At 44.1% G+C, this 23,135-nt stretch carries 19 protein-coding genes; 1 reads left to right on the forward strand and 18 read right to left on the reverse strand.

From position 1 onward, the window contains the following. Positions 1–52 precede the first annotated feature (52 nt). The gene (locus ACO067_RS03005) at positions 53–2,404 is read left to right on the forward strand and encodes a response regulator (RefSeq protein WP_421870602.1); all 2,352 of its coding nucleotides are present in this window, start codon (positions 53–55) and stop codon (positions 2,402–2,404) included. An 83-nt stretch (positions 2,405–2,487) separates the two neighbouring features. Here ACO067_RS03005 and ACO067_RS03010 read toward each other — a convergent pair whose 3' ends face one another. The 18 genes from ACO067_RS03010 to ACO067_RS03095 all read right to left on the reverse strand — a co-directional run bounded on the left by ACO067_RS03010 (position 2,488) and on the right by ACO067_RS03095 (position 23,135). Further along, entirely contained in the window at positions 2,488–2,784 is a 297-nt protein-coding gene (locus ACO067_RS03010; RefSeq protein ID WP_421870604.1) for a hypothetical protein, read from the reverse strand. A 236-nt stretch (positions 2,785–3,020) separates the two neighbouring features. Then, a complete protein-coding gene (gene ftsZ / locus ACO067_RS03015; RefSeq protein WP_421870607.1) occupies positions 3,021–4,652 on the reverse strand; it encodes a cell division protein FtsZ in 1,632 nt (543 codons plus the stop codon). Between the two features lie 151 nt (positions 4,653–4,803). Further along, entirely contained in the window at positions 4,804–6,099 is a 1,296-nt protein-coding gene (gene ftsA / locus ACO067_RS03020; RefSeq protein WP_421870610.1) for a cell division protein FtsA, read from the reverse strand. A 110-nt stretch (positions 6,100–6,209) separates the two neighbouring features. After that, the gene (locus ACO067_RS03025; RefSeq protein ID WP_421870613.1) at positions 6,210–6,965 is read right to left on the reverse strand and encodes a cell division protein FtsQ/DivIB; all 756 of its coding nucleotides are present in this window, start codon (positions 6,963–6,965) and stop codon (positions 6,210–6,212) included. Further along, the gene (gene murC / locus ACO067_RS03030) at positions 6,955–8,340 is read right to left on the reverse strand and encodes a UDP-N-acetylmuramate--L-alanine ligase (protein WP_421870616.1); all 1,386 of its coding nucleotides are present in this window, start codon (positions 8,338–8,340) and stop codon (positions 6,955–6,957) included. The genes ACO067_RS03025 and murC overlap by 11 nt, the downstream gene beginning before the upstream one ends. Then, a complete protein-coding gene (murG, locus tag ACO067_RS03035; protein ID WP_421878264.1) occupies positions 8,337–9,464 on the reverse strand; it encodes an undecaprenyldiphospho-muramoylpentapeptide beta-N-acetylglucosaminyltransferase in 1,128 nt (375 codons plus the stop codon). Before murG ends, murC begins: the two co-directional genes overlap by 4 nt. Next, positions 9,461–10,630, reverse strand: coding sequence for an FtsW/RodA/SpoVE family cell cycle protein (locus ACO067_RS03040; protein WP_421870618.1), 1,170 nt, complete (start codon positions 10,628–10,630; stop codon positions 9,461–9,463). Before ACO067_RS03040 ends, murG begins: the two co-directional genes overlap by 4 nt. Beyond that, positions 10,627–12,006: a UDP-N-acetylmuramoyl-L-alanine--D-glutamate ligase gene (gene murD / locus ACO067_RS03045; protein ID WP_421870621.1), complete on the reverse strand. Its 1,380-nt coding sequence runs from the start codon at positions 12,004–12,006 to the stop codon at positions 10,627–10,629. Before murD ends, ACO067_RS03040 begins: the two co-directional genes overlap by 4 nt. Then, on the reverse strand, positions 12,003–12,380 hold the full coding sequence (locus tag ACO067_RS03050; protein WP_421870624.1) for a hypothetical protein: 378 nt from the start codon (positions 12,378–12,380) through the stop codon (positions 12,003–12,005). The genes murD and ACO067_RS03050 overlap by 4 nt, the downstream gene beginning before the upstream one ends. Before the next feature lie 7 nt (positions 12,381–12,387). Continuing rightward, positions 12,388–13,566, reverse strand: a complete 1,179-nt coding sequence (mraY, locus tag ACO067_RS03055; RefSeq protein WP_421870627.1) for a phospho-N-acetylmuramoyl-pentapeptide-transferase — start codon at positions 13,564–13,566, stop codon at positions 12,388–12,390. Positions 13,567–13,678: 112 nt separating this feature from the next. After that, on the reverse strand, positions 13,679–15,133 hold the full coding sequence (locus ACO067_RS03060; protein ID WP_421870629.1) for a UDP-N-acetylmuramoyl-L-alanyl-D-glutamate--2,6-diaminopimelate ligase: 1,455 nt from the start codon (positions 15,131–15,133) through the stop codon (positions 13,679–13,681). Beyond that, on the reverse strand, positions 15,133–17,232 hold the full coding sequence (locus tag ACO067_RS03065; protein WP_421870632.1) for a penicillin-binding protein: 2,100 nt from the start codon (positions 17,230–17,232) through the stop codon (positions 15,133–15,135). Before ACO067_RS03065 ends, ACO067_RS03060 begins: the two co-directional genes overlap by 1 nt. Continuing rightward, the gene (locus tag ACO067_RS03070; protein ID WP_421870635.1) at positions 17,229–17,600 is read right to left on the reverse strand and encodes an FtsL-like putative cell division protein; all 372 of its coding nucleotides are present in this window, start codon (positions 17,598–17,600) and stop codon (positions 17,229–17,231) included. The genes ACO067_RS03065 and ACO067_RS03070 overlap by 4 nt, the downstream gene beginning before the upstream one ends. 313 nt (positions 17,601–17,913) lie before the next feature. After that, positions 17,914–18,843, reverse strand: coding sequence for a 16S rRNA (cytosine(1402)-N(4))-methyltransferase RsmH (gene rsmH / locus ACO067_RS03075; RefSeq protein WP_421870637.1), 930 nt, complete (start codon positions 18,841–18,843; stop codon positions 17,914–17,916). A 12-nt stretch (positions 18,844–18,855) separates the two neighbouring features. Further along, positions 18,856–19,299 carry a division/cell wall cluster transcriptional repressor MraZ gene (gene mraZ, locus ACO067_RS03080; RefSeq protein ID WP_421870640.1) on the reverse strand — a complete coding sequence of 148 codons (444 nt, stop codon included), beginning with the start codon at positions 19,297–19,299 and terminating at the stop codon, positions 18,856–18,858. Between the two features lie 645 nt (positions 19,300–19,944). Next, positions 19,945–20,637, reverse strand: coding sequence for a hypothetical protein (locus tag ACO067_RS03085; protein ID WP_421870643.1), 693 nt, complete (start codon positions 20,635–20,637; stop codon positions 19,945–19,947). Between the two features lie 11 nt (positions 20,638–20,648). Continuing rightward, positions 20,649–22,454 carry a tetratricopeptide repeat protein gene (locus ACO067_RS03090; RefSeq protein WP_421870646.1) on the reverse strand — a complete coding sequence of 602 codons (1,806 nt, stop codon included), beginning with the start codon at positions 22,452–22,454 and terminating at the stop codon, positions 20,649–20,651. A gap of 30 nt (positions 22,455–22,484) precedes the next feature. Then, positions 22,485–23,135 carry a hypothetical protein gene (locus ACO067_RS03095; protein ID WP_421870649.1) on the reverse strand — a complete coding sequence of 217 codons (651 nt, stop codon included), beginning with the start codon at positions 23,133–23,135 and terminating at the stop codon, positions 22,485–22,487.

A 23,135-nucleotide genomic window follows, 5' to 3' on the forward strand; every position in this document is an offset into this window, starting at 1 on the left:
CATTACAATTAACTCCCTTTGTAAAGTATGTGAGGATAGTAATTCATAAGGTTTGAAGAATTTAATCTCGAAGCTTTTGAGGCAGGAAGAACTGCCCAAGAGGAGCTCATTTTCAGAAGCTGTCTCCTTTCTAGTTGAGTATGATCGGTTCAGAAAGGAGCCCTACTGGGGTGAAAATCTGGAAAGCAAATTCCAACTGATCATTCAAAAATCAGAGGAAGAGCGGCTCAATTACCTGCCTGGCCTGTATTTGCTTCATGAACGGGCGCTAAGCACCCGCTCAGAAAACCCAGCAAAACTCAAAGAACAACATCGCCGAAACTTTCGCATCAAATACCCTTCACTGGCCAACTCCAGCTTGTTTAGCCTGATATTTGAACCTAACGCTGATCAAGAGAAAGGTATGTGCCACCAACTGGTGGATCGGATGAGTGAGGAATTTGTAGACCTGACTGATCAGAGCCTGGAAGTGTGCGCTATGTATCACAAGAAGGTAGATCAGACATTCGAACTGATTCGTAAAAACCAACTATCCAAAAGCGATCTTCAAACGACCATCAAACACGAGGTATCGGCCATCTATGACCAGCTGCGTTCACTCATAGGTGATAAACAGGCCAAATCACTGTTTCAAGGATCGTATGCGTTACTTGCGGAGAATTTTGGTTTGCTGCCTACATTTTCCTTTATCGTTTCCATTCTTCCTGAGTCGGTACTTACAGAGCAGCAGCTAAGCATCCTCAGTAGAGCTCAGATAGAAACCGTGCTCATAGAGAAGACCAGCAAACTGGAAGAAACGAACGAGCGACTACTCAGCGAGATTGGCGAAAAGGAAAAAGTCCAGAAAGCCAATGAAGAAAACGTAGATCGACTCAACCGAATCATCGAAAATGCGATGGATGCGGTGGTGCTCATGGATAGCAATGGATTAATCACCTTTTGGAACAACCAAGCCGAAACCATCTTTAAATGGAAGGCCGAGGAAGTCATCGGCAAACCGCTGGCTGAATGTATTGTGCCGGAGGATCGACGCAAAGAACATGAGCGAGGCTTGAACTATTACCTAAAAGTCGGCAGGCATAAATACCTCAACAGACGAATAGAAGATAATGGGATTACCAAAGATGGGAAGCTGATCCCTTTGGAACTTTCTATTGTAGCCAACCGTGTGGAAGGTGACGTGATTTTCACTTCATTTATTCGGGACATCTCAGACAGAAAGCGCTACGAAAAGGAGCTCATGAATGCCAAAGAAAAGGCGGAGCAGGCATCTAAAAGTAAGGCAGATTTCCTGTCTACCATGAGTCATGAGATTCGTACGCCGATGAATGGGCTGAGTGGTACCATCGAGTACTTACTCGCTGAAAATCCGCGTGAAGATCAGGTGGATTCACTGAAATTGATGCGCCACTCCTGCGAAAGCCTGTTGGTAATCCTCAATGACATTCTGGATTTTTCCAAAATTGAAGAGGGTCATGTGGAATTTGACAACAAGGAGTTTGCACTCCATGAAGTCTGCCAGCACATCATCTCCACCTACAAGCAGAAAGCCGAACAAAAACTCATCCGGCTTCAGCTCAACATGGATGATAAGGCACCTAATCACCTGATAGGTGATCCTGTAAGACTCAGCCAGATACTCAATAATCTGATTAGCAATGCGATTAAGTTTACACTGCATGGCGAGGTGAGCCTTTCGGTATCTGTGCTGAACGACTCAGCCTCCAAAACCAAGCTGCGCTTTCAAGTGAAGGATACAGGAATAGGTATTGCCAAAGGAAACATTGACAAGATTTTTGACCGGTTCACCCAGGTTCACGACCAGTCTCACAATACCCTATCAGGTACAGGGTTGGGTCTCTCCATTTCTAAGAAACTCTTGCAGCTCGTAGGCAGTGATCTGATAGCAGAAAGCGAGTTAGGTACTGGTTCCACTTTTTACTTTGACATTCTGTTTACCAAGTCAGAAACCAGAGAGCAACATCCAAACATAGAAATCAACCAGACGGGCAGCTTAGAAGGGTTAAACATCCTGCTGGTGGAAGACAATCAAATCAACCAGATTGTGGCAGCCAAGTTTCTGAAGAAGTGGAACTGTGAAGTACAGTTTGCCGATAATGGCGAGCAAGCGCTAGATCAGGTAATGACGAACAACTTTGACCTGATTCTCATGGACATCCAGATGCCGATTATGAATGGTTACCAGGCTGCAGAAGCAATCCGCAACATGCCAGCTCCACATGGTGACATCCCAATTATTGCCCTCACCGCTGATGTACTACCAGAAGTGAGAGAAGAAGCGATTCGGGTGGGCATGAACGACCTGATGACTAAGCCGTTCAATTCAGAGAAACTGCATGCGATTATTCTAAAACATCTTCTTAAGGAGAATAAAGAGATTTGATCAATAGATCCTTCTGGGATCTAAAACAAAAAAACTCCTCAGCAATGCCGAGGAGTCTCTAATATCTTGAGGTCTTACTTGGATTAGGCGCTTTGTACGTTCAGCGTCTTCACTAGATCCACCGGACCATAGTTCTTTCTCTCAACGACCGTCTTCTTTCCTTTGATCAACTGGATCTCAGTGTTGGGAAAGTTAAGTGATCCATGCTTTTTCACCACTTTGTGATAAAACATCGAAGCCTGATCAAACTCTCCTTTGCCAAACTCATGTTTGTGCTCAAATTTCTTAACAGGAGTTCCAGGAATCACGTGGTACATATTCACAACCACAGAGTACTTCGGCTGAAACATTCTAATAAGACCTGCTAACGGATTTTTCATATTCTAAGCTAATTAGATTAATCAAGTATCAAGTTTAATAAAATGGAGAATGAAAAGAAATAAAATCGAGACCATTCTCACTTTTAAACAAAAAAAAGAGCGCCGGTTAATACCGTACGCTCTCCGTCATGTGCAGAGTACTGCTTAATCGTTGTGCACTGGAGACAGTCCTTCCAGCTACCTCAAGAGGTATTTATTGCTGAACAAACTGACCAATTCCTTAACGAATCGGCTGATCAGTCCACATTATCATGTAAATACTTGTTGTTGCCAAGTATCTGGTTTTCATCTGTCAAATTGAATTTGGAAATATTACGTTCCGCGCTGTGAGGTACTTTGGTAAAAGTCACCTTTTTGCGCTCGTATGCCGGCACATCAAATCGCTCTTTGAAGTTTTTAGAAGCCATCTCTTCACGTTGAGTGCCTTCCAGCATCTCTTCACGCTTTCTTCGTTGCTCCATTAACTCCAGTTTCTTCGATGCTGAATGTCCCGCCGTGATGCTTTCAAAAGAAAACGGATCTTTTTCAGGCTCTTCTACGGGTTTGCTTTGCTTTTCCTCTTCCTCTGCATCATCGAATACCTCATAATCACTACCCAGGTCAAATTCGAATTCATTCTCAACTTCATCCTCATCTTCCTCCTCTACCGCCTTACGGATCTCTCTTTTCAGGAAATCGTATTTTGGCTTATCATCCTCTTCTTCTTCGTCTTCTTTCTGATTTCTGAATGAAGTCTTGTACTCTTCCTCGTCTTCTTCATCATCTGATCGTTTGTTGGCATCAAACAAATTGATCTGTCTAGAAGACTCCAGGTCATAGACTCTTTTAGAATCTCCCGATGTAGAGGAAGAACTAGAAACAGTCTCCTTGCGACCAATGGGCTTGATCTCCGCATTGTTATCAAAACCCGTAGCAATCACCGTTACCCGAATGTTTTCACCCAGGTTAGGATCCACACCGTGACCGAAGATCACCTCAGCTTCATCACCGGCAAACTCCTGCATGTAATCCGTGATGTCTGCCAGCTCGTCCATTTGCAGCTCTGCATCCTCACCAGACATGATGGAAAGAAGGATTTTCTCAGCTCCTGTGATGTTCTGGTTGTTGAGTAATGGCGAGTTCAGCGCTTCTTCAGCAGCTCTTCTGGCTCTATTTTCGCCATAGGTCTGTGCTGATCCCATCACTGCTGCTCCGGCATTTTTCATCACCGTCTTCACATCTTCAAAATCGACGTTCACATATCCGGGAACGGTAATGATCTCGGCGATTCCTTTAGCTGCAGTTGTCAATACGTTATCGGCCTGACCAAATGCTTCTCGAATCGGAAGGTTGCCAAAAATCTCTCTGAGCTTATCATTTAAGATCACCAGCACCGTATCACAGTTTGCCTTCAGCTCAGCGATCCCTTCATTGGCTGCAGTCATCTTTTTGCGCCCTTCAAACATGAAAGGAGCAGTGACAATACCGACCGTTAAGATGTCCATCTCCTTCGCTACCTCAGCTAGAACTGGAGCAGCACCGGTACCGGTTCCACCACCCATACCTGCTGTGATGAACACCATCTTGGTATCATCGGAGAGCATCTCTCTAATTTCTTCTTTGGACTCCAGAGCCGCGTGCTTGCCTTTTTCAGGGTTAGCTCCCGCTCCAAGTCCCCCAGTGAGGTTGACCCCCAGCTGAAGTTTATTCGGTACCGGACTGCTTTCCAGTGCCTGAATATCGGTGTTACATACCACGAATTCTACATCCTTGATTCCAAGGTTGTACATGTGGTTGACGGCATTACTGCCTCCTCCCCCAACACCAATCACTTTGATGATTGACTTGTGATGTGAGGGTAAATCGAATTTGTACATATTATCTGCCATGACGTTTGGTTTTTATGTAATTATCCTCGGTTAAACATTTATTTTATTTTGTCATCCTGAATTTATTTCAGGATCTTATTTCAATTCAACAGCTCATCATTGAGGATTCTGAAACAAGTTCAGAATGACTACAATTATGAAAACAGTCGGACTAATAGTCTTTTTCATCGTCCAGGTCATCGATCAAAAGCCCTTTTGTTTTTTCCAGAATATTCTGAAAGAATTTAGCACCCTGCTTCGAACCTCCTTTTCGATGATTTTTGACGTTGGCTCGTTCATTGTATCGCTCTTCGCGGATATCGATTGCTCTGAAACCAGACAGTACCAAACCTACTGATGTAGCGTACATTGGGCTCTTCACAGAGTCTACTTTGCTCTTGCCCAGATGCTCGTTTGGATAGCCAATTCTGGTGTCTAAGCCGGTCATGTACTCAAACAATTGCTGCAAGTTGGTGAGCTGAGCTCCACCACCTGTTACCACGATTCCTGCTGCCAGCTTCTTGTGATAGCCAGAGGTAATGATCTCGGTGTGCACCATCTCAATGATCTCTTCCATTCTCGCCTCGATCACGTGAGCAAGATTTTTCACAGAGATTTCCTTTGGAGGTCTGTTTCTCAATCCTGGAATGGATACGATCTCATTAGGATTGGCCTCTTCGGAAATTGCCCGACCAAACTTGGTCTTCAGCAACTCCGCCTGATGCTCCATCACCATGCAACCTTGCTTGATGTCTGAAGTAATGATGTTGCCACCGAATGGAATGACTGCTGTGTGACGAATGATGTTGTCATAGAATACCGCAATATCCGTAGTACCACCTCCTATATCTACCAGGCAAACTCCGGCTTCTTTTTCCTCATCGCTGAGAACCGCCAAGCTTGAAGCCAATGGCTCTAAAATGAGGTTTTCGATATCCAACCCTGCACGTTTTACGCACTTATTGATGTTGTTGATCGCGTTGGTCTGTGCGGTGATGATGTGGAAGTCCGCTTCCATTTTCACCCCAGACATCCCTACAGGATCTTTGATCCCATCTTCATAGTCGATGATGTAATCCTGCGGCATCACGTGGATGATCTCACTCCCAGGAGGAATGACGATACGGTACATGTCGTTATTCAGTCGGTTTACATCCTCTACAGTGATCTCATCATTGGACTCTCGGGTGATCGATCCATGATGAATGGCACTACGAATGTGCTGACCCGCAATCCCCACATTGACTACACGGATGTCAATACCAGACTGCTCACTTGCTTCGTTGACAGCCTTTTCGATGGCATTGACGGTTTTGTCAATATTGGTTACAATTCCTCTGATCACGCCATCCGAGACTGCCTTACCCATGCCGAGTACTTCCAGTTTCCCGAATTCGTTTTTGCGTCCAACTATGGCGCATATTTTGGTGGTCCCAATGTCGAGACCTACGATGATTTTGTCTTCCATTTTACTAAGCAGTTTTTCTTAGTTCATAATGAATAGTAGTTAGCCGATAGCGATTCCGACACATGACTTTGGAGCTATGGACTAAAAACTTGAGACTATGGACTAAGTATTTATTCACAGACGATTTGATTTTGAAATTTTAAATTGACCGAACTGTAGGTATTCCAGCCTTTGTTCGGTAAGATCTCCTTATAGAAGACCATCAGCTTCTGGAACTTTCCATCCAGATCTTCCGGCATGCCAAACAATACCTCTTGCTTGGTTACCTGCGGCAATAGCTTTAATTGACCATCTTTTTCGATGATGATCTGGGCTATTTGCGCTTTCCAGAATTCATCCTTTTCGATATAGTTAAGGAGATTCAAAATGTCGTTTCCGTAATCTGTCTCGGTGAGGCTCCTTTCCCAGCTAAAACTTCTTTCTGTTTCAATGATAGGTACTCTTGCGGTGTGTTTTGCATTAACTGGCAGCAACCGACCATCTTCATCGATGTACTGATCGGGCCCATGTGGGTTGTAAATGCGGGCAATAGGTCGTGCCTGATCCACTTTCACCAACAGGTTGCCTTTGATATCCCGATAGATCTGAGCTTCCTTCACGAAAGGATTCGATTCTACGCGCTCTTCCAGCAGTTTCAAATCAAGGTTATCAACAGACAAGCCAAGTACATAATCTGTACTTTCAGCATTAAGCAAACTGATCACTTCCATCTGATCAGTGAAGTAATCACCATTCTGATCGCGGATCTCCACCAATACATCATTGACTGGCTTGCTGGTGTTTCTCACACCGGTGAAGCCGATGGTCACCACCATCACGATGGCAGCAACAGCAAAAAACACTATGGTTCTAATATCACGACTCACTTTTCAACTTGTTTAAATAGTATTCTTTAATCTTTGGCACTTCCTTATCAATATCTCCGGCTCCTATGGTGACCAGCAACTCTACATCCAGCTCCTTGAGTTTATCCATCAATTCGTCTTTGTTAATCAAGTGACGATTGGGAATGAATACCTTATCAAAAATGATCTCAGAAGAGACACCCGATATCGGTTCTTCCCTGGCCGGATAAATATCCAATAAGATCAACTCATCTGCCAGCATCAGACTATCCGCAAATCCTGCCTGAAAGTCCTTGGTCCTGCTGTATAAATGTGGCTGGAAAACAGCCGTCAATTTCTTCTTCGGGAATAGCGCTTTCACAGATTTCAAAAAAGCTCGTATTTCCTCTGGATGATGTGCATAATCATCGATGTAAATCAACTTTTCATTCTTGATGACATATTCAAATCTTCTTTTCACGCCTCGGTAGCTCTTCATGGCTTCTTTGATCGTTTCCGAATCGATACCCATGTCAATGGCTACAGTAATGGCAGCCAGTGCATTTTCCACGTTGTGGAATCCCGGAACCAACAAGTTGATGTCCTTGATGATTTTAGAACCTTGATAGTTAAAAATGAAGATGCCATTCACAGCACGCAAAGCATGTGCACGAATATCTCCACCATCCAGTCCGTAGGTATAATACAAATGCTCCAGGTGCGTATTGACCTTCTCTGCTGCTTTGTAATGAATCAGCGTTTTTCCTTCCTCGCCCGACTGCTGCAGGAACTGGCCGAAAGCCTTACGCATTTCAGCCTCACTACCATAAATATCCAGGTGATCCGGATCCACAGAAGTCACCACCGTATAGTTCGGCATCAACCAATGGAATGACCGATCAAACTCATCAGCCTCCACTACCACAGGCGCATCCTCATCCCCGATGATCAGGTTGGACTCATAGTTGGTCATGATTCCTCCAATGAACGCCGAACACCCCTTCGCATGGTGTTTCAGCAAATGCGCTACCATAGAGGAAGTAGTCGTTTTACCATGTGTACCTCCAACTGCTATGGTGTAATGGTCCATGGAGATGATTCCCAACACCTCCGCACGTTTTCGCACATCAAATTTCTTGCTTTGGAAGTATTTTAACTCACCATGCTTAGCAGGAACGGCAGGCGTATAAATGATCAGCGTATTTTCCTTATTCAGAAAATGCGAAGGGATATCCTTACGATTGTCTTCGTAATGAATCCACATGCCTTCCAGCGAGAGCTTGGTGGTCAGATTGGTCTCCACACGATCATACCCTCCTACTTTGGCGCCACGCTTGTTGAACCAACGCGCAATGGCACTCATACCGATACCACCGATCCCGATGAAGTAGACGTTATGTATATCTTCTAATTTCATGCGATCAGTTTGATGATTTCGTTTGCTATATCCTTCGAAGCATCAGGATGCGACATGCTCTTGATGTTCTTACTTAATTGTTCCTTTCTTTTCTCATCCTCAATCAACTCCAGCGTAGTTGGGATGAGTGTATCCATTCCTTCTAAGTCTTTTACTAAAATAGCCGCATCACGCTCCACCAGTGCCATGGCATTGATGGTCTGATGGTCTTCTGCCACATTCGGACTTGGCACCAAAATGGCTGGCTTGCCAGTGAGCATCAGCTCGGCAATCGACAAGGCACCTGCACGCGAAATGACCACATCCGCCAGGTCATAGGCGAAATTCATCTCCCTTACAAAATCCTTGATCACGATATTATTGGACTCATGAGGAACCCTTCGCTTCATTTCTTCATAGTAGAAGCCGCCTGTCTGCCACAGCACCTGATAAGGCGAGTCAGCCAGTTGCTCATACCCGGCCAGGATCATCTCGTTGATGGATCTGGCACCAAGGCTACCGCCAACGATTAAAATCGTTTTCTTCTCAGGGTCCAACCCAAAGAAGCGGTGGGATTCTCCTTTCAAGCTATCTCTAAGAAGGATGGTCTTTCTGACTGGATTGCCTGTGACCACTAATTTCTCTGCTGGAAAATACTTTTCCATTCCTCCATGAGCTACACAGATTTTATCCACTCGCTTAGCCAGCAACTTATTGGTCAGACCAGCATAAGAGTTTTGCTCCTGGATCAAAGTAGGTATGCGTTTGGCAGAAGCGGCGTACAACAAAGGTCCACTGGCGTATCCACCTACACCTACCACGGCATCCGGCTTGAATTGGCGCACCAGCTTGAAAGCATTCCAAAGACTGCTCATCAGCTTGAAAGGGAACATGAGGTTTTGGAGCGATAAGCTTCTCTGAATCCCACTGATCCACAATCCTACAATCTCAAAGCCGGCCTCTGGTACCTTGGTCATTTCCATTTTGCCCTGAGCACCCACAAACAGGATCTCCACCTCCTGCAGCATTTCCTGCAAAGACTGAGCGATGGAAATGGCCGGGTAGATGTGCCCACCGGTACCTCCTCCACTGATCATGATCCGAAATGGACGCTGTTGGCTATATGGTTGCTTTGCTTCGATTATGCTGCTTCTTTAATGCGTTCTTTATTAAATGAGTTGGTCATTGGTGACCCGATATCATCGATCTCTCCTCTGCTGACACTCAAGATAATTCCTAGCGCCAGTCCGGTAAATAACTGCGAGGTTCCCCCCATACTAATTAATGGAAGTGGCAATCCCGTGATTGGTCCAAGTCCTACCGCTACACCCATGTTGACCATGGCCTGCATCACCAGTGCAAAGGATAATCCGGCAGACAGCAGTCCTCCATAAGCCCGGTCACTCTCGGCTGCAGCTTTCATGCCCCTATAAAGCAATGCCAGGTACAGCAGGAGCACCAGTATACCGCCAATCATCCCATATTCTTCCAGGATGATCGCAAACACGAAATCCGAATAGGATGATGGTAAATAATTTCGTTGATCACTTTGACCAGGACCTTTACCAAATAGTCCGCCTGTCGCGATGGCAATATTGGCTTGCTTGGCCTGGAATGGAATTTCTTCCGAGTTGATAAAGCTTTCGATACGGCTCTTAGCTGTACCACCACGCTGACCTATCGCCAGTGCAGCACCTCCAGCTATTACTCCAATCACCATCAGCATGGCCAGGTACTTGACCGGTACACGTCCGATGAACAACATCAGCATACAAGTACCGAAAAGTAGCACTGCAGTGGAAATATTGGTCATGGCGATCAAACCACAAATCAACCCGACCCAGATCAAAACCGGAACAATGGCTTTCTGAAAATCATCAATACTTTTTTGCCTCTTAGAGAGCATACTCGTCACAGTAATCAGCAAGGCCAATTTGGCTAGATCTGACGGCTGGAATGCCTGGTTGATGATGGGAATGGTCAACCATCTGGAAGCACCATTGGTATTCGTACCATAATGCCAGGTGATCAACAACAATGGCACCGATAGCCAAAGCGCAATACGTGAGATTTTGGAATAATATCTGTAATCAATTTTATGTGCCAGCCACATGGCAAACAAGCTCAGCAGCACAAGTGACGAATGCTTGAATAAATAGTATTCCGTATCTCCACCCATCATTTTGTAAGCAAGGCTTCCAGTAGAACTGTATACTACCAGGATGCTTAAGATGGAAAGCAAGAATACGATGAACCAGATCACCGGATCACCTTTTAGATTATTGTAAGCCCATTCTTTTACCGAATTCATACGCTTTCCTTTTTAGTTGCCATTAGTTCCTGTACAGCTCTTCTGAACTGATCCCCTCTATCTTCGTAGTTTTTGAATAAGTCGAAGCTGGCACATGCCGGAGAGAGTAACACCACGTCTCCTTTCTCAGCCATTCTGCTGGCTAGCTGTACTGCTTCTATGGTTGATTTCGTTTCTTTTATCTGGTTGACACTTCCACCGAAGTGTGCTTTCAGCTTGGTATTATCTACTCCAAGGCATACAATACCTTTCACTTTTTCCTTCACCAACTCATCAATTTGCTCGTATTCGTTGCCTTTGTCGATACCTCCTGCTACCCAGATGATATTGGCCTTTACGCCATCCAGTGCATAATAGACCGCATCTACATTGGTCGCTTTGGAGTCGTTCACAAAGCGCACTCCATCCACCTCCCCGCACGGCTCCAATCGGTGTGGCGCGTTGGCGAAGGTTTTGAGCCCTCTCATAATGTCCTGGATGGACACGTCCATGTTTAGCGCGGACAGCACTGCAGACATGGAGTTGATCATGTTGTGTTTTCCGATCAGGGCGATTTCCGAGACCGGAATGGTATGTTTCTTACTTTTTGCCTTGAAGCGGTAGTTGAAAATCAGGTGATCGTCTTCCATGTAGGCCTGCCACCTTGGATCTTTCGTCGTTGAGACAGCAAACAAACACGCATCAATTTTTCTTTTGGTTACTTCCTCTGTTACTGGCTCACTATCTGCACAGTAGACAAAAGCCTCTTCATGTGTCAAATTCTCCGTGATTCTAAACTTAGAGGCGACATACTTTTGAAAATCGTAATCATAGCGATCCAGATGATCCGGAGTAATATTCAGTAGCACGGCCACATCAGGCTTGAACTTCACCACTCCATCCAGCTGGAAGCTGCTGACCTCTACTACATAATAATCATAACCTCCCTCAGCCACTAAACGCGCTAAACTTACTCCCACATTGCCGCCAAGCGCTACTTTCAGTCCGGCTGTTTTCAGTAAATGGTGAGTCAGCAAGGTCGTAGTAGTCTTACCATTAGTTCCTGTGATCGCGATGACTTTGGCACCTTCCGGTATGTACCGATAAGCAAATTCGATTTCCGAGATGACTGGAATGTCTTTTGCTAAAGCGTTTTGAATCAAGCTGATCTTGTCAGGAATGCCCGGACTTTTGATGATCTCGTCTGACAGCAGGATTCGATCGACTGAGTGACCACCCTCTTCAAATTCCACCCCATATGAATCGAGCACAGCTTTCCTGTCTGCCGAGATGCCACCCGCATCGGACAAGAAAACGGTGTATCCTTGCTTCATGCCCAGAATGGCCGCTCCGATACCGCTTTCGCCTGCTCCCAATATGGTGATGGTCTTACTCAAAGTAGGTCGTCTTGTTTTTTCATTTTGCGTTCGATGATCTGATCACAGCAGATGGAGTAAAGGGACAGTAGCTCATAGCCTTTCTTTACAAAATCGGTGATCGTTGGTATTTTTCGTTTGCGGTTTGCGTCATCCAGTTTATCAATCATGTAGATCAACTCATCCATCTCCTCTTCCAACGCATCCATTTGATTGTAAAAACTGATCTGACCCTTCGCACTCAATACCTTATGCAGCACCTTGTCCATTTTCTGAGCACTGCGCATGATCGCAGTAGAAAAGGCCAATAGGTTGCTTCCCGGCAGTAGTTCTGCTAACTGAGAAGCTTTGCTCTGGAATTTTTCGTTGAGTTGTGTGAGTTGTTCAAGTGTCATATTCGGATCATCTAAGTTTAAGCGTCGCTAATGTGATTATGGCCAGCAGGATTCCGGATGTCCAGAACCTGGTGACGATTTTGGCTTCATGCCAACCTTTCTTTTGGTAATGATGGTGCAGTGGCGACATGAGGAAAACCCTTCTGCCCTCACCATACTTTTTCTTGGTGTATTTGAAATAAGACACCTGAATCATTACAGATATCGTCTCCACGAAAAACACTCCGCAGAGCAATGGAATCAATAATTCTTTGCGAATCACGAGTGCAAACACCGCAATGGTTGCTCCAAGCGAGAGACTACCCGTATCGCCCATAAAGACCTGTGCCGGATAGGAATTGAACCAGAGGAAGCCAATGCAGGCACCGACAAAGGCTGCTCCAAAAATCACCAGCTCACCGGAGTTGGGGATGAAGGCGATGTTGAGGTAATCGGCAAACACCGCATTACCAGACAGGTAAGCAAAAACCACCAATGTCAAACCAATGATCGCTGAAGAACCCCCTGCCAAGCCATCCAAACCATCGGTCAAATTAGCCGCGTTGGACACGGAGGTAATGATGAAGATCACTGCCAGTACGTAAATGACCCAGGTATAGTCTTCCAGAAAATACGGCAATAACCAGTCGTACTGGAATTCATTGTTCTTAAAGAAAGGTATAGTCGTCACGATAGCGTTGCTATCAGAAACCCCCACACCGCCAAGCTCAGGAATGGCCACATCAGGATGCATCACCATCACCAGCCCAACAATCAACCCAATCACTACCTGACCCACAATCTTGAAATGACCTGCTAAACCTTCTTTGTTTTTCTTCTTAACCTTCAGATAGTCATCCGTAAAACCAATCAGCCCCATCCAAACAGCTGTCACCAGCAGTAGGATCACGTAGATATTGCCAATCTGAGCAAACAGTAAAGTTGGGATAGCAATGGAAGCAATGATGATAATGCCGCCCATAGTAGGTGTGCCGGCTTTTTCCATCTGTCCTTCGAGCCCTAAATCACGTATGGATTCACCCATCTGGAAGCGACGCAGCATGTTGATCAGCTGCTTCCCAAATACGATGCTAATGACCAAAGAAATCAATGCAGCCATACCTGCCCTGAATGAGATGTAGCGGAACACGCTGGCACCCATCAGGTCAAATTGTTTATCTAAAAAATCAAACAGGTAGTAGAGCATATCTTTTACAGTTGAGAATGGAAAATTGAGAATTGAGAATGCATGACTAACTCATCATTTGTTCTCAAACTCCGTATTTTCCAATTATCCATTTTCAATTATTCATTATCCATTAACTGTTGAGCATTTTGCTCAACACTTCTTTATCGTCAAAGTGATTTCTCACTCCTTTTATCTCTTGATAGGTCTCATGACCTTTGCCAGCCACCAGGATGATATCCATCGGGTTGGCCAGGTTACACGCTGTGCGAATCGCCTCTTTCCGATCTTCGATCACCATCGTTTTCTTCTGATCCACTTTGGGTACGCCCGCCATCATATCTGTTAAGATTTGTTGTGGGTCTTCATCCCTTGGGTTATCAGAAGTCAAGATGATCTTATTGCTGAACTGTGCAGCAATTCGCGCCATTTCTGGTCGTTTGCCCTTGTCTCTATTACCACCACAGCCAATCACCGTAATGACCGTTTCTTGTCTGGTTCTTAGGTTGTCGATGGTTTTCAACACATTTTCCAGAGCATCAGGCGTATGCGCATAATCCACAATCGCCAGGATGTCATTCGGATTTTGAACCTGCTCAAACCGACCTCTGGCACCATCCATCTGAGACAAAGCAGTCAGCACCTCCTCCTTCTCTTCTTCCAACAACACTGCCGTGGCATAGACCGCCAGCAGGTTGTAGGCATTGAAGTCTCCGATCAGCTTGAACCAGGTACTCACGCCATCGATATCCAGCTCCAATCCCTGTAGGGTATTGTGCAGTATCTTCGCTTTGTAGTCCGCCATGGACTTCAGCGAATAAGTATTCTTATCAGCACGCGTATTTTGCATCATCACGTGCCCTCGCTTGTCGTCTACATTGACGAGTGCAAATGCCTCTCTGGACAAACCATCAAAAAGCAACTTCTTTGCACGGATGTACTCGTCGAACGTCTCGTGATAGTCCAGGTGATCATGGGTGATGTTGGTGAACACCCCACCAGCAAAATCCAACCCTTTGGTTCTGTGCTGTACTAAAGCATGCGAACTCACTTCCATGAATGCGTGGGTGCATCCTTCCTTCACCATCTGCGCCAACAACTCATTGATGGCGATGGCATCCGGTGTGGTGTATTTCGACTCTAATACTTTGTCATTGATCTTGTTCTCCACAGTCGAGAGTAAGCCCACTTTGTAGCCCAACTGCTGAAATAGCTGGAAAGACAAGGTAGCCGTAGTTGTTTTCCCATTGGTACCAGTAATTCCTACGAGCCGTAGCTTTTTCGAAGGGTTGTCAAAGAAGTTGGCTGCCACAACTCCCATTGCAGCAGCGCTATTCTCCACCTGTATATACGTCGTGTTTTTCCTTAAATCTTGAGGAATCTCTTCACAAACAATCGCTGATGCGCCTAACTCGATGGCCTTATCGATAAAATCATGACCATCCACAGTCAGTCCAGGTACGGCAAAAAACAATCCACCCTTCTGCACTTTTCTGGAATCCAATGCCAACGAAGTGATCTCCTGATCCCGATCCCCGTGGATCTCGATCAGCGACGCTCCAAACAATATGTCTTTTAACAATGGCATTAGCTCAACTCCAGTTTAATGTTGGTTCCTTTTGAAAATTTTGTTCCAGGAAGTAATGATTGGGTACTGACTCGTCCCCGACCATTTACCTTCACTTTTAAACCCATATTTTCCAATACATAGATCGCATCGCGCAACGTCATGCCTCGTACATCTGGAATGTGATCTGGCTTGGGTTGATTGTCTTCCCAAAAAACTGAATGATTGACCACATCGGTAGTCACCCAGGTGGCTTCCGTTTCTGAATGATTGGAGATGCCCAATTGATTGGAGATCATCTGCAACTCATCCTGCTTTCCTGAGCGAATCACTGGAAATACTCCAGCATACTGATCCCGATCGTCCGGTAGTTCCTGGTGCAGCTGTGTTTCCAGAGCATAGATCTTATCAGCAATTTCCTTGAAGACCGGTGCCGCCACATCGCTACCGTAGATGTGATACCCTTTCGGTTCATCAATCACCACGATGCAGCTGTACTGCGGATTGTCGGCTGGAAAATAGCCAGCAAATGAGGTGTAGTACTGATTGGTGTATCGGCCATTCTCCACCTTTTTGGCAGTGCCTGTCTTACCGGCAATCTTATACTTCTCGTTTTTAATGTTTTCGGCAGTTCCACGATCTACCACGCCCTCTAGCATGATGCGTACTTTGCGCAATGTCTCTTTCGAGCAAATACGATCATTGAGCACTTTGGCCTTGTAAACCTCTATGTCTTTGTTGGCTTTCTTTACCTTCTTCACAATCAGAGGCTGGATCATCTTGCCATTATTCGCCACCGCATTGTACAGAGTAAGGGTCTGAAGAGGCGTCATTTTCAACTCATAGCCATGTGAAATCCAAGGCAGGGATATCCCTGACCAGGTGCTGTCCGTCGGGTCTTTGATGTAAGGAACTCCTTCCCCAACCATCTGAAAACCAAGCGGTTTGTCCAGTCCTATCTGTTTGATATAATCGGTATACCGTGATGGGTTATCCCCAAAATGCTGAGTGATCAACTTGGCCGTGCCAATATTCGAACTCTTCTCAAATACCTCCTGCACGGTGAGTGTACCATATCCACCCGGCTTATGGTCTCGCATGGTCTCGTTGAAAAATTTCATTACGCCATTGCCCGTATTGACCGTATCCGTTAGCTCGATATCCGAGTCTTCCAACAGGGCAATCATGCTCGCCAGTTTGAAAGTAGATCCCGGCTCACGTGCGCCCTGACTACCAACAGCATAGTTGTACTGCTCATAGTAATTACCAGCACTGTTGCGGCTCAGGTTGGAGATGGCTTTGATCTCGCCGGTTTTTACTTCCATGAGCACTGCCACCCCATAATCCGCGCGGTGCTTTTGCAAATGCTTTAACAATGCAGATTCGGTCACATCTTGTAGATTAACATTGATGGTGGTCTGGATGTCATAGCCATCTTTCGGACGGATCTCGGTACCGTCGTACACAGGCTTCCAGCCGCCTCCAGCCATTTTTTGAAACAACGCCTCGCCATTCTTACCTGCCAGCTGTCTGTTGAAGGAATATTCCAATCCTACTATTCCACGGTTGTCTGAATTGACCGTACCGATGGTTCGATAGCCCAAATGCGAAAAAGGCAGAAACCTTTTTTCCACCTTCTCGAAGATAATCCCACCAGTATATTGCCCCTCTCTGAAGATAGGCCAGCGCTCGATGCGCTTTTTGTCCTGGTAGTCGATCTCCTGTCGGTTGACGATCATGTACCGCCGACGTTCCTTCCTCGCTTGCGCGATTTTTCGTTTGTACTGCATCTGGGAGAGATCTCCGTAAAACTCTGCCAGGTAATAACAAAGTGAATCGATGTGCGAATTGAAGAGCTCATCACTTGGTAGGTAGGGATCAAACGCCACCTGGTAGAATGGAAGTGAAGTAGCTAACAAGCTTCCGTCATCCGCGTAGATATTGCCACGGGTCGCATTGACTTTTCGTACATCCAGTCCAATACTTTCGGCATAACCCTTCCACTTCTCACCTTCTACTCGCTGGATGGTGAAAATGCGAAAAAGTATTCCCGCTGAAAACAAGAATACGATTAGGAATGCAATCCTGACTCTGAGCAATATGGAGGTACGGATGCTCATTTTTCCTCTACTACTATTTTATATGGTGATACATCACTTTCTTTCAGTCCTAGTTTAGCAGCCTTTTTGGCTACTTCAGACTGCTTGCTGGCATACATATAGTCAAACTTCAGTGTGATATAATCTGCTCTCAGATCTTCCACAGCTGTTTCCAACTTATCGATGTTTCTGATTTTCTTCTCAGCGTAATGTCTGCTACCGATATAGATCACACACAGCACCGCTACAAACAAAATCTGTGGCAAAAACCGTACGTGGATCACGTCCGCAATGGACTCATCCATCGGCAGTACCTTGTCCAGTAGGGAGAAGAAGCCTCCTCCTCTGCTCGTTTTTCTACCTGGTATTTTGAATGTATTTGTTGCCATTAGTTTTCAATATTCAGTTTGCAATCTTCAATAGGCAACATCCACTCTGTTTGCTATTTGCCTATTGTTTATTCTTCTACCACCTCATCCTAAATCCTTCTCCTAGGAGGAGAAGGACTTTTTTTACTTTTAATTATTTATTTCCTAAGCTTTAAATCCTTGGTTTTTCCCAATCTTAAAAGCCTCCAATTTCTTTTTTTAAAAACTTCGCTCCCTTTAGGGTTGGGGTCAATGAAGTTTTTGTATTATTTCAATTCTTCCCTCGCGCAACCCCTAACCCCTAAAGAGGCACCCAAGGTCAGGTTTTCAATTTTCAATTCGAATTGCGTTCCGCAATTCTCAGCTTCGCGCTTCTTGCTCTTTTGTTTCGTTCCAACTCCTCTTCGCTGGCGGTGATCGGTTTTCGCGTTACTGCGTCGAAAGGTTTGATCACATTGCCATAAAAGTCCTTCTCCTGCTTGCCCCGGATGTTGCCGGAGTTGATGAAGTTCTTCACCGGCCGGTCTTCCAGCGAGTGGTAACTCATCACCACTAGTCGGCCTCCTGGCTTGATGACTTCCGGCGTTTGCTCCAAAAACTCGTGCAAAGCACCCATTTCATCATTCACCTCTATCCGGATGGCCTGGAACAGCTGGGCCAGATACTTCATTTCTCTCCCTCGAGGCGCACAACTCAGCGCCACTTCTCTTAGCTCTTCGTTTCGGGTGATCTTCTTCGCGCCCCTAGCTCGGATAATCGCGGCTGCCAACGTTTTGGCATTTTTGATCTCTCCGTAGGCACTTAGTAGGTGAATGAGGTCTTTTTGCTCGTATTCGTTTACCACGTGTTTTGCCGTGAGATCAGCTGCCTGATCCATTCGCATGTCCAGGGCTCCATCGAATCGAGTGGAAAAACCTCGGCTTCCTTCATCCAGCTGATGCGAGGAAACGCCCAGATCGGCCAGGATACCATCTACTTGCTTCACCCCATGAAAGCGCAATTGCCTCTTGAGGTGTCTGAAGTTGGATTCCACAAATGTGAAAGAACGTCTTTGCTGATCCCGAATAAAGTCGGGATCATCCGCATTGGCCTTTGCATCAGCATCCTGATCAAAAGCATATAGCATTCCGCTATCCAGTTGCTCGAGGATCGCTCGAGTGTGTCCCCCTCCGCCGAAGGTGACGTCTACATAGATTCCTTCTGGTTGGATGTTGAGTGCCTCAATGCACTCAGAAAGCATCACCGGTACATGATAAGCACTCATATGTGGGCCAGTTTACTCATCGAGGTATTTCTGAGCCAGTGCTGAGTACTCTTCGGAATCGTCTATTTGATGTTCCTCAAATAACTGAGGATTCCACATTTCAATGTAGTTGCCCATCCCTATGAGTATGGCCTCCTTTTCGAGACCGGCATGAGCGAGCATTGGCTTAGGTAGCAAGATCCGTCCCGCATTGTCCAGCTCTACCTGTGCGATACTCCTGAAGAAGTTGCGTTTTAATTTTCTCTGCTCGGCGTTGAACTCACTAAGCGCAGCAATCTTGGCATGTATCTTCTTGTATTCAAGCATCGGATACAGGATCAAGTTTGGCTCGAATCCTTTTCGGATTACGAGCTCGTGCGTGGATACTTCGGGTAGATTAGCCTTAATCTTTGCAGGTAAGACTAGCCTACCCTTAGTGTCCAACTTACACTCATACTCGCTTGTGAAAAAAGCCATAGTTGAGCTGCGATACTCTCGCATCGCATTAGAAAAATATAAACCACCATTACAAATGTATGAAAAGATTCCACAAAATCAACCACATCCTCCCACTTTACTCCACTTTTTTAAAAAAGTTTGTTTCAAGGCTATAAAGGGCCCTTTTTAGAGCATTAAGAAGGCTTTTCCGGTTAAGTGACTGATTGTTAGTAGCTAAAATCCGATGACTTGGAGTGGTGATTGGAGAATTTTGGGGTGAAAATCCCAATTGGTGGGGGAAAGTGGAATAAATGGAAATTTTTCTGAAATGAGTGGGTGTAGGTCACAGAATGAATGGTACCCTATCACAAAATGAATTGTGGTTTATCATTTCTGAAGGACAATCGACCAATTAGAAAAAGAATAAAAACAGAAGGTTAGTGGGGAAAGTGGTGGCTGAGGGGTAAAGCAATTCTATTCCAGTCATTAGACTCTAATGTCATGTTTAAGTATGGTATAGCAAATTGGCGGGGGGAGTGTAAGCTCATTTCTGTCTAAACTTTGATTTTTTAATAAATTGTTTAGACTATGAGATGAGATTACAGCCTCGTGGCAACAATGCTCCAATCACTTTGTACTCAATCGGAATCAACAAATTGATATCATTAAGGATGCATGTTGATTTCAGGCCCAAATAACGTCCCCTGTTAAATAATTCCAGATCAACATTCTTACCCTTAGCTCTTGTGGAGTATGTGCGATGGAATAACTAAAATTGTTTTCTTGGACATCTTTCCAATAAGCTCTTGGAACTCCCTCATTGTCTACCATAATTCTTTGAAAGGCCCTACTGCCAATTTCGGGCAGCAGCTCTAATTCCTCATTATCAAAAAAATCATTTGTTTCCTGATCATTCATTAGAATAATAGGCTTGTATGAAATGGCATATGGTTCCTCAAATTGTATCTCGCTATTTTCAAATTTGGCAATTCCCTGAGCTAGTTTTTCTATGACATTCTTTACTCTTTCAGATTCAACCTGAAAGTGAATATGATTGTCTATTGTTCTCTTGCTTGTCTCAATTCGAGCTTTCAATTTCGGCTTCCTCTGTAAAATATTGATGATCTTCTTTCTTGAGAGTGATCTTGGTTCTGTTGTTCCGCAAAGGGTACATTCAAGGATACAAGCTAAGTACTCTTCATCTAAAGAAAAGGCCTGGTTGCATTTTTTACAAGCGGAGACTATTGGCAAGTTTTCAGGATATGGTTTGTCCAAGAGAACCTTTGAGGGAACATGTTCTCTTGAATCGGGTCTTTTACCGCAATAGATACATTGACCCTCTAATCTACTATCGCTGAATGTCCTAATTTGATCCATTTGTTACCTTGCTAACCTGGGAAGTTTTCTGCTTTGGTCAGGGCCTTTATTGCCACCTGAGTATGTCGGTGATCTATCCCATAAATATCCGTGTAAATCTTGATCGCATTCTTAAGATTCTTTATTGCCAATTTAATATCTCCCTTGAAAAAATAAGAGCTGCCGATAATGTAGGATGACCCAGCTTCGTTTTGTCTTGAGTTGATCAGTCTTGCTATTTTCAGAGAATCTAATGATATGGCCAGACATTCATCAAAATCCTTATTATAAAGATGGAGATTTGATAAATTTAGTAATGCCATACATTCTCCTTGACGATCACCAATTAATCTTGTTGTATCAAGGCTTTGATTCACATATTCGAATGCTTTCTTAAGATTGCCTTTTTGTGCATAAGAAATACCCAAACTACAAAGCATACTTCCTTCAGACTGTTTATTACCTACTTGTTTGGCTAGCTTCAACCCTTCATTTAAACACTTAATTGCCTGGTCTGGTTGATCAGTCTGGTTAAACACCGTTGCTAAATTCCCTAAAGAGGTGCATCTGTCATCTAAATCCCCCTTCAGTGCAGCCATGGATGCTGCTTTGGTGTATACATCTATTGCTGAATTAAATTCCCCAAGGTTGCGATAAATGTTTCCCAGCGACTGGAGTTGCGCTATTTCACCTTGAAGATTTCCAAGATCATGACAAGCTCTCACTGACTCTTCCAAGCAACTTCTGGCTTCTTTATACTTACCAAGAGCATTAAAGGCCATTCCTAGGTTTCCCAATTCGCTATAAAAAGTAATTTGGTTACTTAGGTTTTGCGCTATGATCATACCTTGCTCACAGTGCTGGGCTGAATATTGGTATTCTCCAATATCATAATACCATCGGGCGGGCAAATGATGCTTTATCCCAATGGAATTCGTTGCTATTGCCTGACTAACCCAGTTATCTATGTTATGAGTCCAAGAAATAGATGTTGGATTGATGAATTTATATTGCCGCAGGATCAATGCTGTCCAGATTTCTTTTGTGAAGTTATCTGTATCGATACTGATACGTTTGCCAGTAAAGGATTTAAAGGGGTTTTTATGATCAGAGAGAGAAATATCCTCAATTGCTTCTTCAGTATTATTAACATGTTGAATAAAGAAGACTTTACTTGTATTCTCATTCACGATCTCAATTTGAGGAGAAATGTCAAATAGATCTGAGCAACTATATCCTATCACAATGACATTTGGATGTATATCCCTGGTAAAGAATTCTTTAATTATTTGATTTTTATTGATACAAAACGTTTTATTAGCTACAAGATCAAGAGTGATAGCTACCTCGTCTTTCTTAGAAATACAGCCATGAAGCTTGATTATTTTAATGGTCTGATCGGACCAATTCACTGAGCCGAATTCCTCTTCGGAGGAATAAACTTCAAAGTGGGAACCACGATGTAGACCAATATTTTCGAGAGCTTTTTCAATTAACTGATCAAAGTTTGTAGTTACAACTGTATTAATAAAGCCTCCTTTCAGAAGTTCAGCAATCAATTCATGATTCGCATTGGGTTCACCCATTTTGAAAATATCCAATATTTCATCAATGCTTACCTCTTTGAATATGGTCTCCATAAAGAATTCAAAGGGCATGTTTGAATTGAGGATTGGAACAGCATCTTTGCCTTTTATATCAATGGATTCCAATATTTTCTTAACTAAGTCAGTTGCTAGTGGGAGGCCCGAATTATATGAGATTCCTGCTCCACAGAAAATTGCTGAATTGCCTGACCGTATTGATGTTCTAATTTCTGTAATTAGTCGATCTAACATCGTCTAAGATGGTTGACCATAGGAATGTTATTAACTGTCCTTGTCCTGTTTGATTTTCAAATCATATAGAGGATCGGTATTACTCCAGAGAAAATGTCTCGGATTATCGTACTTGTCTTTGTGAAAAGGAAAACTCAGAACGAGTATTAATGTCACGGATAAAATCAGTGTGAGCAATATTCTGAATGAAATTGAACAAATACAGAAGCTGATTAAATAATAAATCAACAGGTTTCCCCATGAAAAAACGATCAAATATGAGAATAGAATGGCAATCTTTGAGGTGCTGAAATTCGCTCCTTTGACTATATTCGAATAGTTATTCTGTTCTTTCTTGTTAGCAAACATTGAATATATCCTTTCATCCTTTTTCCATTTCAAAAGCGTTTTCTCATAATGGTTGACAAGCATGATGAAATTAATATTCCAATAATAATAGCCCTTACTCGACCAGAATAGAAGAAGACCGGCAATAAAGCCGAAGAGCAATATGGGAATCTTAACTAATTCCTTTTGGGGAATTTCATCTGATATTAAAACTTGTATATACCCTACAAAAATGGCAGCATTGGCAACATAGAAATAGGTAAGCCATTTACTGAAATTATCATAGTGAAAATTCCTAGCCGCTACAAGGAGTTTATACTTCTCAAATAAAATCTCTTTCCTCTTTTTTTTCAT

The organism is Marinoscillum sp., from assembly GCF_965229915.1.
GTDB lineage: Bacteria > Bacteroidota > Bacteroidia > Cytophagales > Cyclobacteriaceae > Marinoscillum.

What these genes read in the sequence shown, in the direction of transcription:
- ACO067_RS03010 (WP_421870604.1), bottom strand. Translation starts at nt 2,784, where the DNA reads ATGAAAAATCCGTTAGCAGGTCTTATTAGAATGTTTCAGCCGAAGTAC.
- ftsZ (WP_421870607.1), bottom strand. Translation starts at nt 4,652, where the DNA reads ATGGCAGATAATATGTACAAATTCGATTTACCCTCACATCACAAGTCA.
- ftsA (WP_421870610.1), bottom strand. Translation starts at nt 6,099, where the DNA reads ATGGAAGACAAAATCATCGTAGGTCTCGACATTGGGACCACCAAAATA.
- murC (WP_421870616.1), bottom strand. Translation starts at nt 8,340, where the DNA reads ATGAAATTAGAAGATATACATAACGTCTACTTCATCGGGATCGGTGGT.
- ACO067_RS03040 (WP_421870618.1), bottom strand. Translation starts at nt 10,630, where the DNA reads ATGAATTCGGTAAAAGAATGGGCTTACAATAATCTAAAAGGTGATCCG.
- ACO067_RS03050 (WP_421870624.1), bottom strand. Translation starts at nt 12,380, where the DNA reads ATGACACTTGAACAACTCACACAACTCAACGAAAAATTCCAGAGCAAA.
- mraY (WP_421870627.1), bottom strand. Translation starts at nt 13,566, where the DNA reads ATGCTCTACTACCTGTTTGATTTTTTAGATAAACAATTTGACCTGATG.
- ACO067_RS03060 (WP_421870629.1), bottom strand. Translation starts at nt 15,133, where the DNA reads ATGCCATTGTTAAAAGACATATTGTTTGGAGCGTCGCTGATCGAGATC.
- ACO067_RS03065 (WP_421870632.1), bottom strand. Translation starts at nt 17,232, where the DNA reads ATGAGCATCCGTACCTCCATATTGCTCAGAGTCAGGATTGCATTCCTA.
- ACO067_RS03070 (WP_421870635.1), bottom strand. Translation starts at nt 17,600, where the DNA reads ATGGCAACAAATACATTCAAAATACCAGGTAGAAAAACGAGCAGAGGA.
- rsmH (WP_421870637.1), bottom strand. Translation starts at nt 18,843, where the DNA reads ATGAGTGCTTATCATGTACCGGTGATGCTTTCTGAGTGCATTGAGGCA.
- mraZ (WP_421870640.1), bottom strand. Translation starts at nt 19,299, where the DNA reads ATGGCTTTTTTCACAAGCGAGTATGAGTGTAAGTTGGACACTAAGGGT.
- ACO067_RS03085 (WP_421870643.1), bottom strand. Translation starts at nt 20,637, where the DNA reads ATGGATCAAATTAGGACATTCAGCGATAGTAGATTAGAGGGTCAATGT.
- ACO067_RS03090 (WP_421870646.1), bottom strand. Translation starts at nt 22,454, where the DNA reads ATGTTAGATCGACTAATTACAGAAATTAGAACATCAATACGGTCAGGC.
- ACO067_RS03095 (WP_421870649.1), bottom strand. Translation starts at nt 23,135, where the DNA reads ATGAAAAAAAAGAGGAAAGAGATTTTATTTGAGAAGTATAAACTCCTT.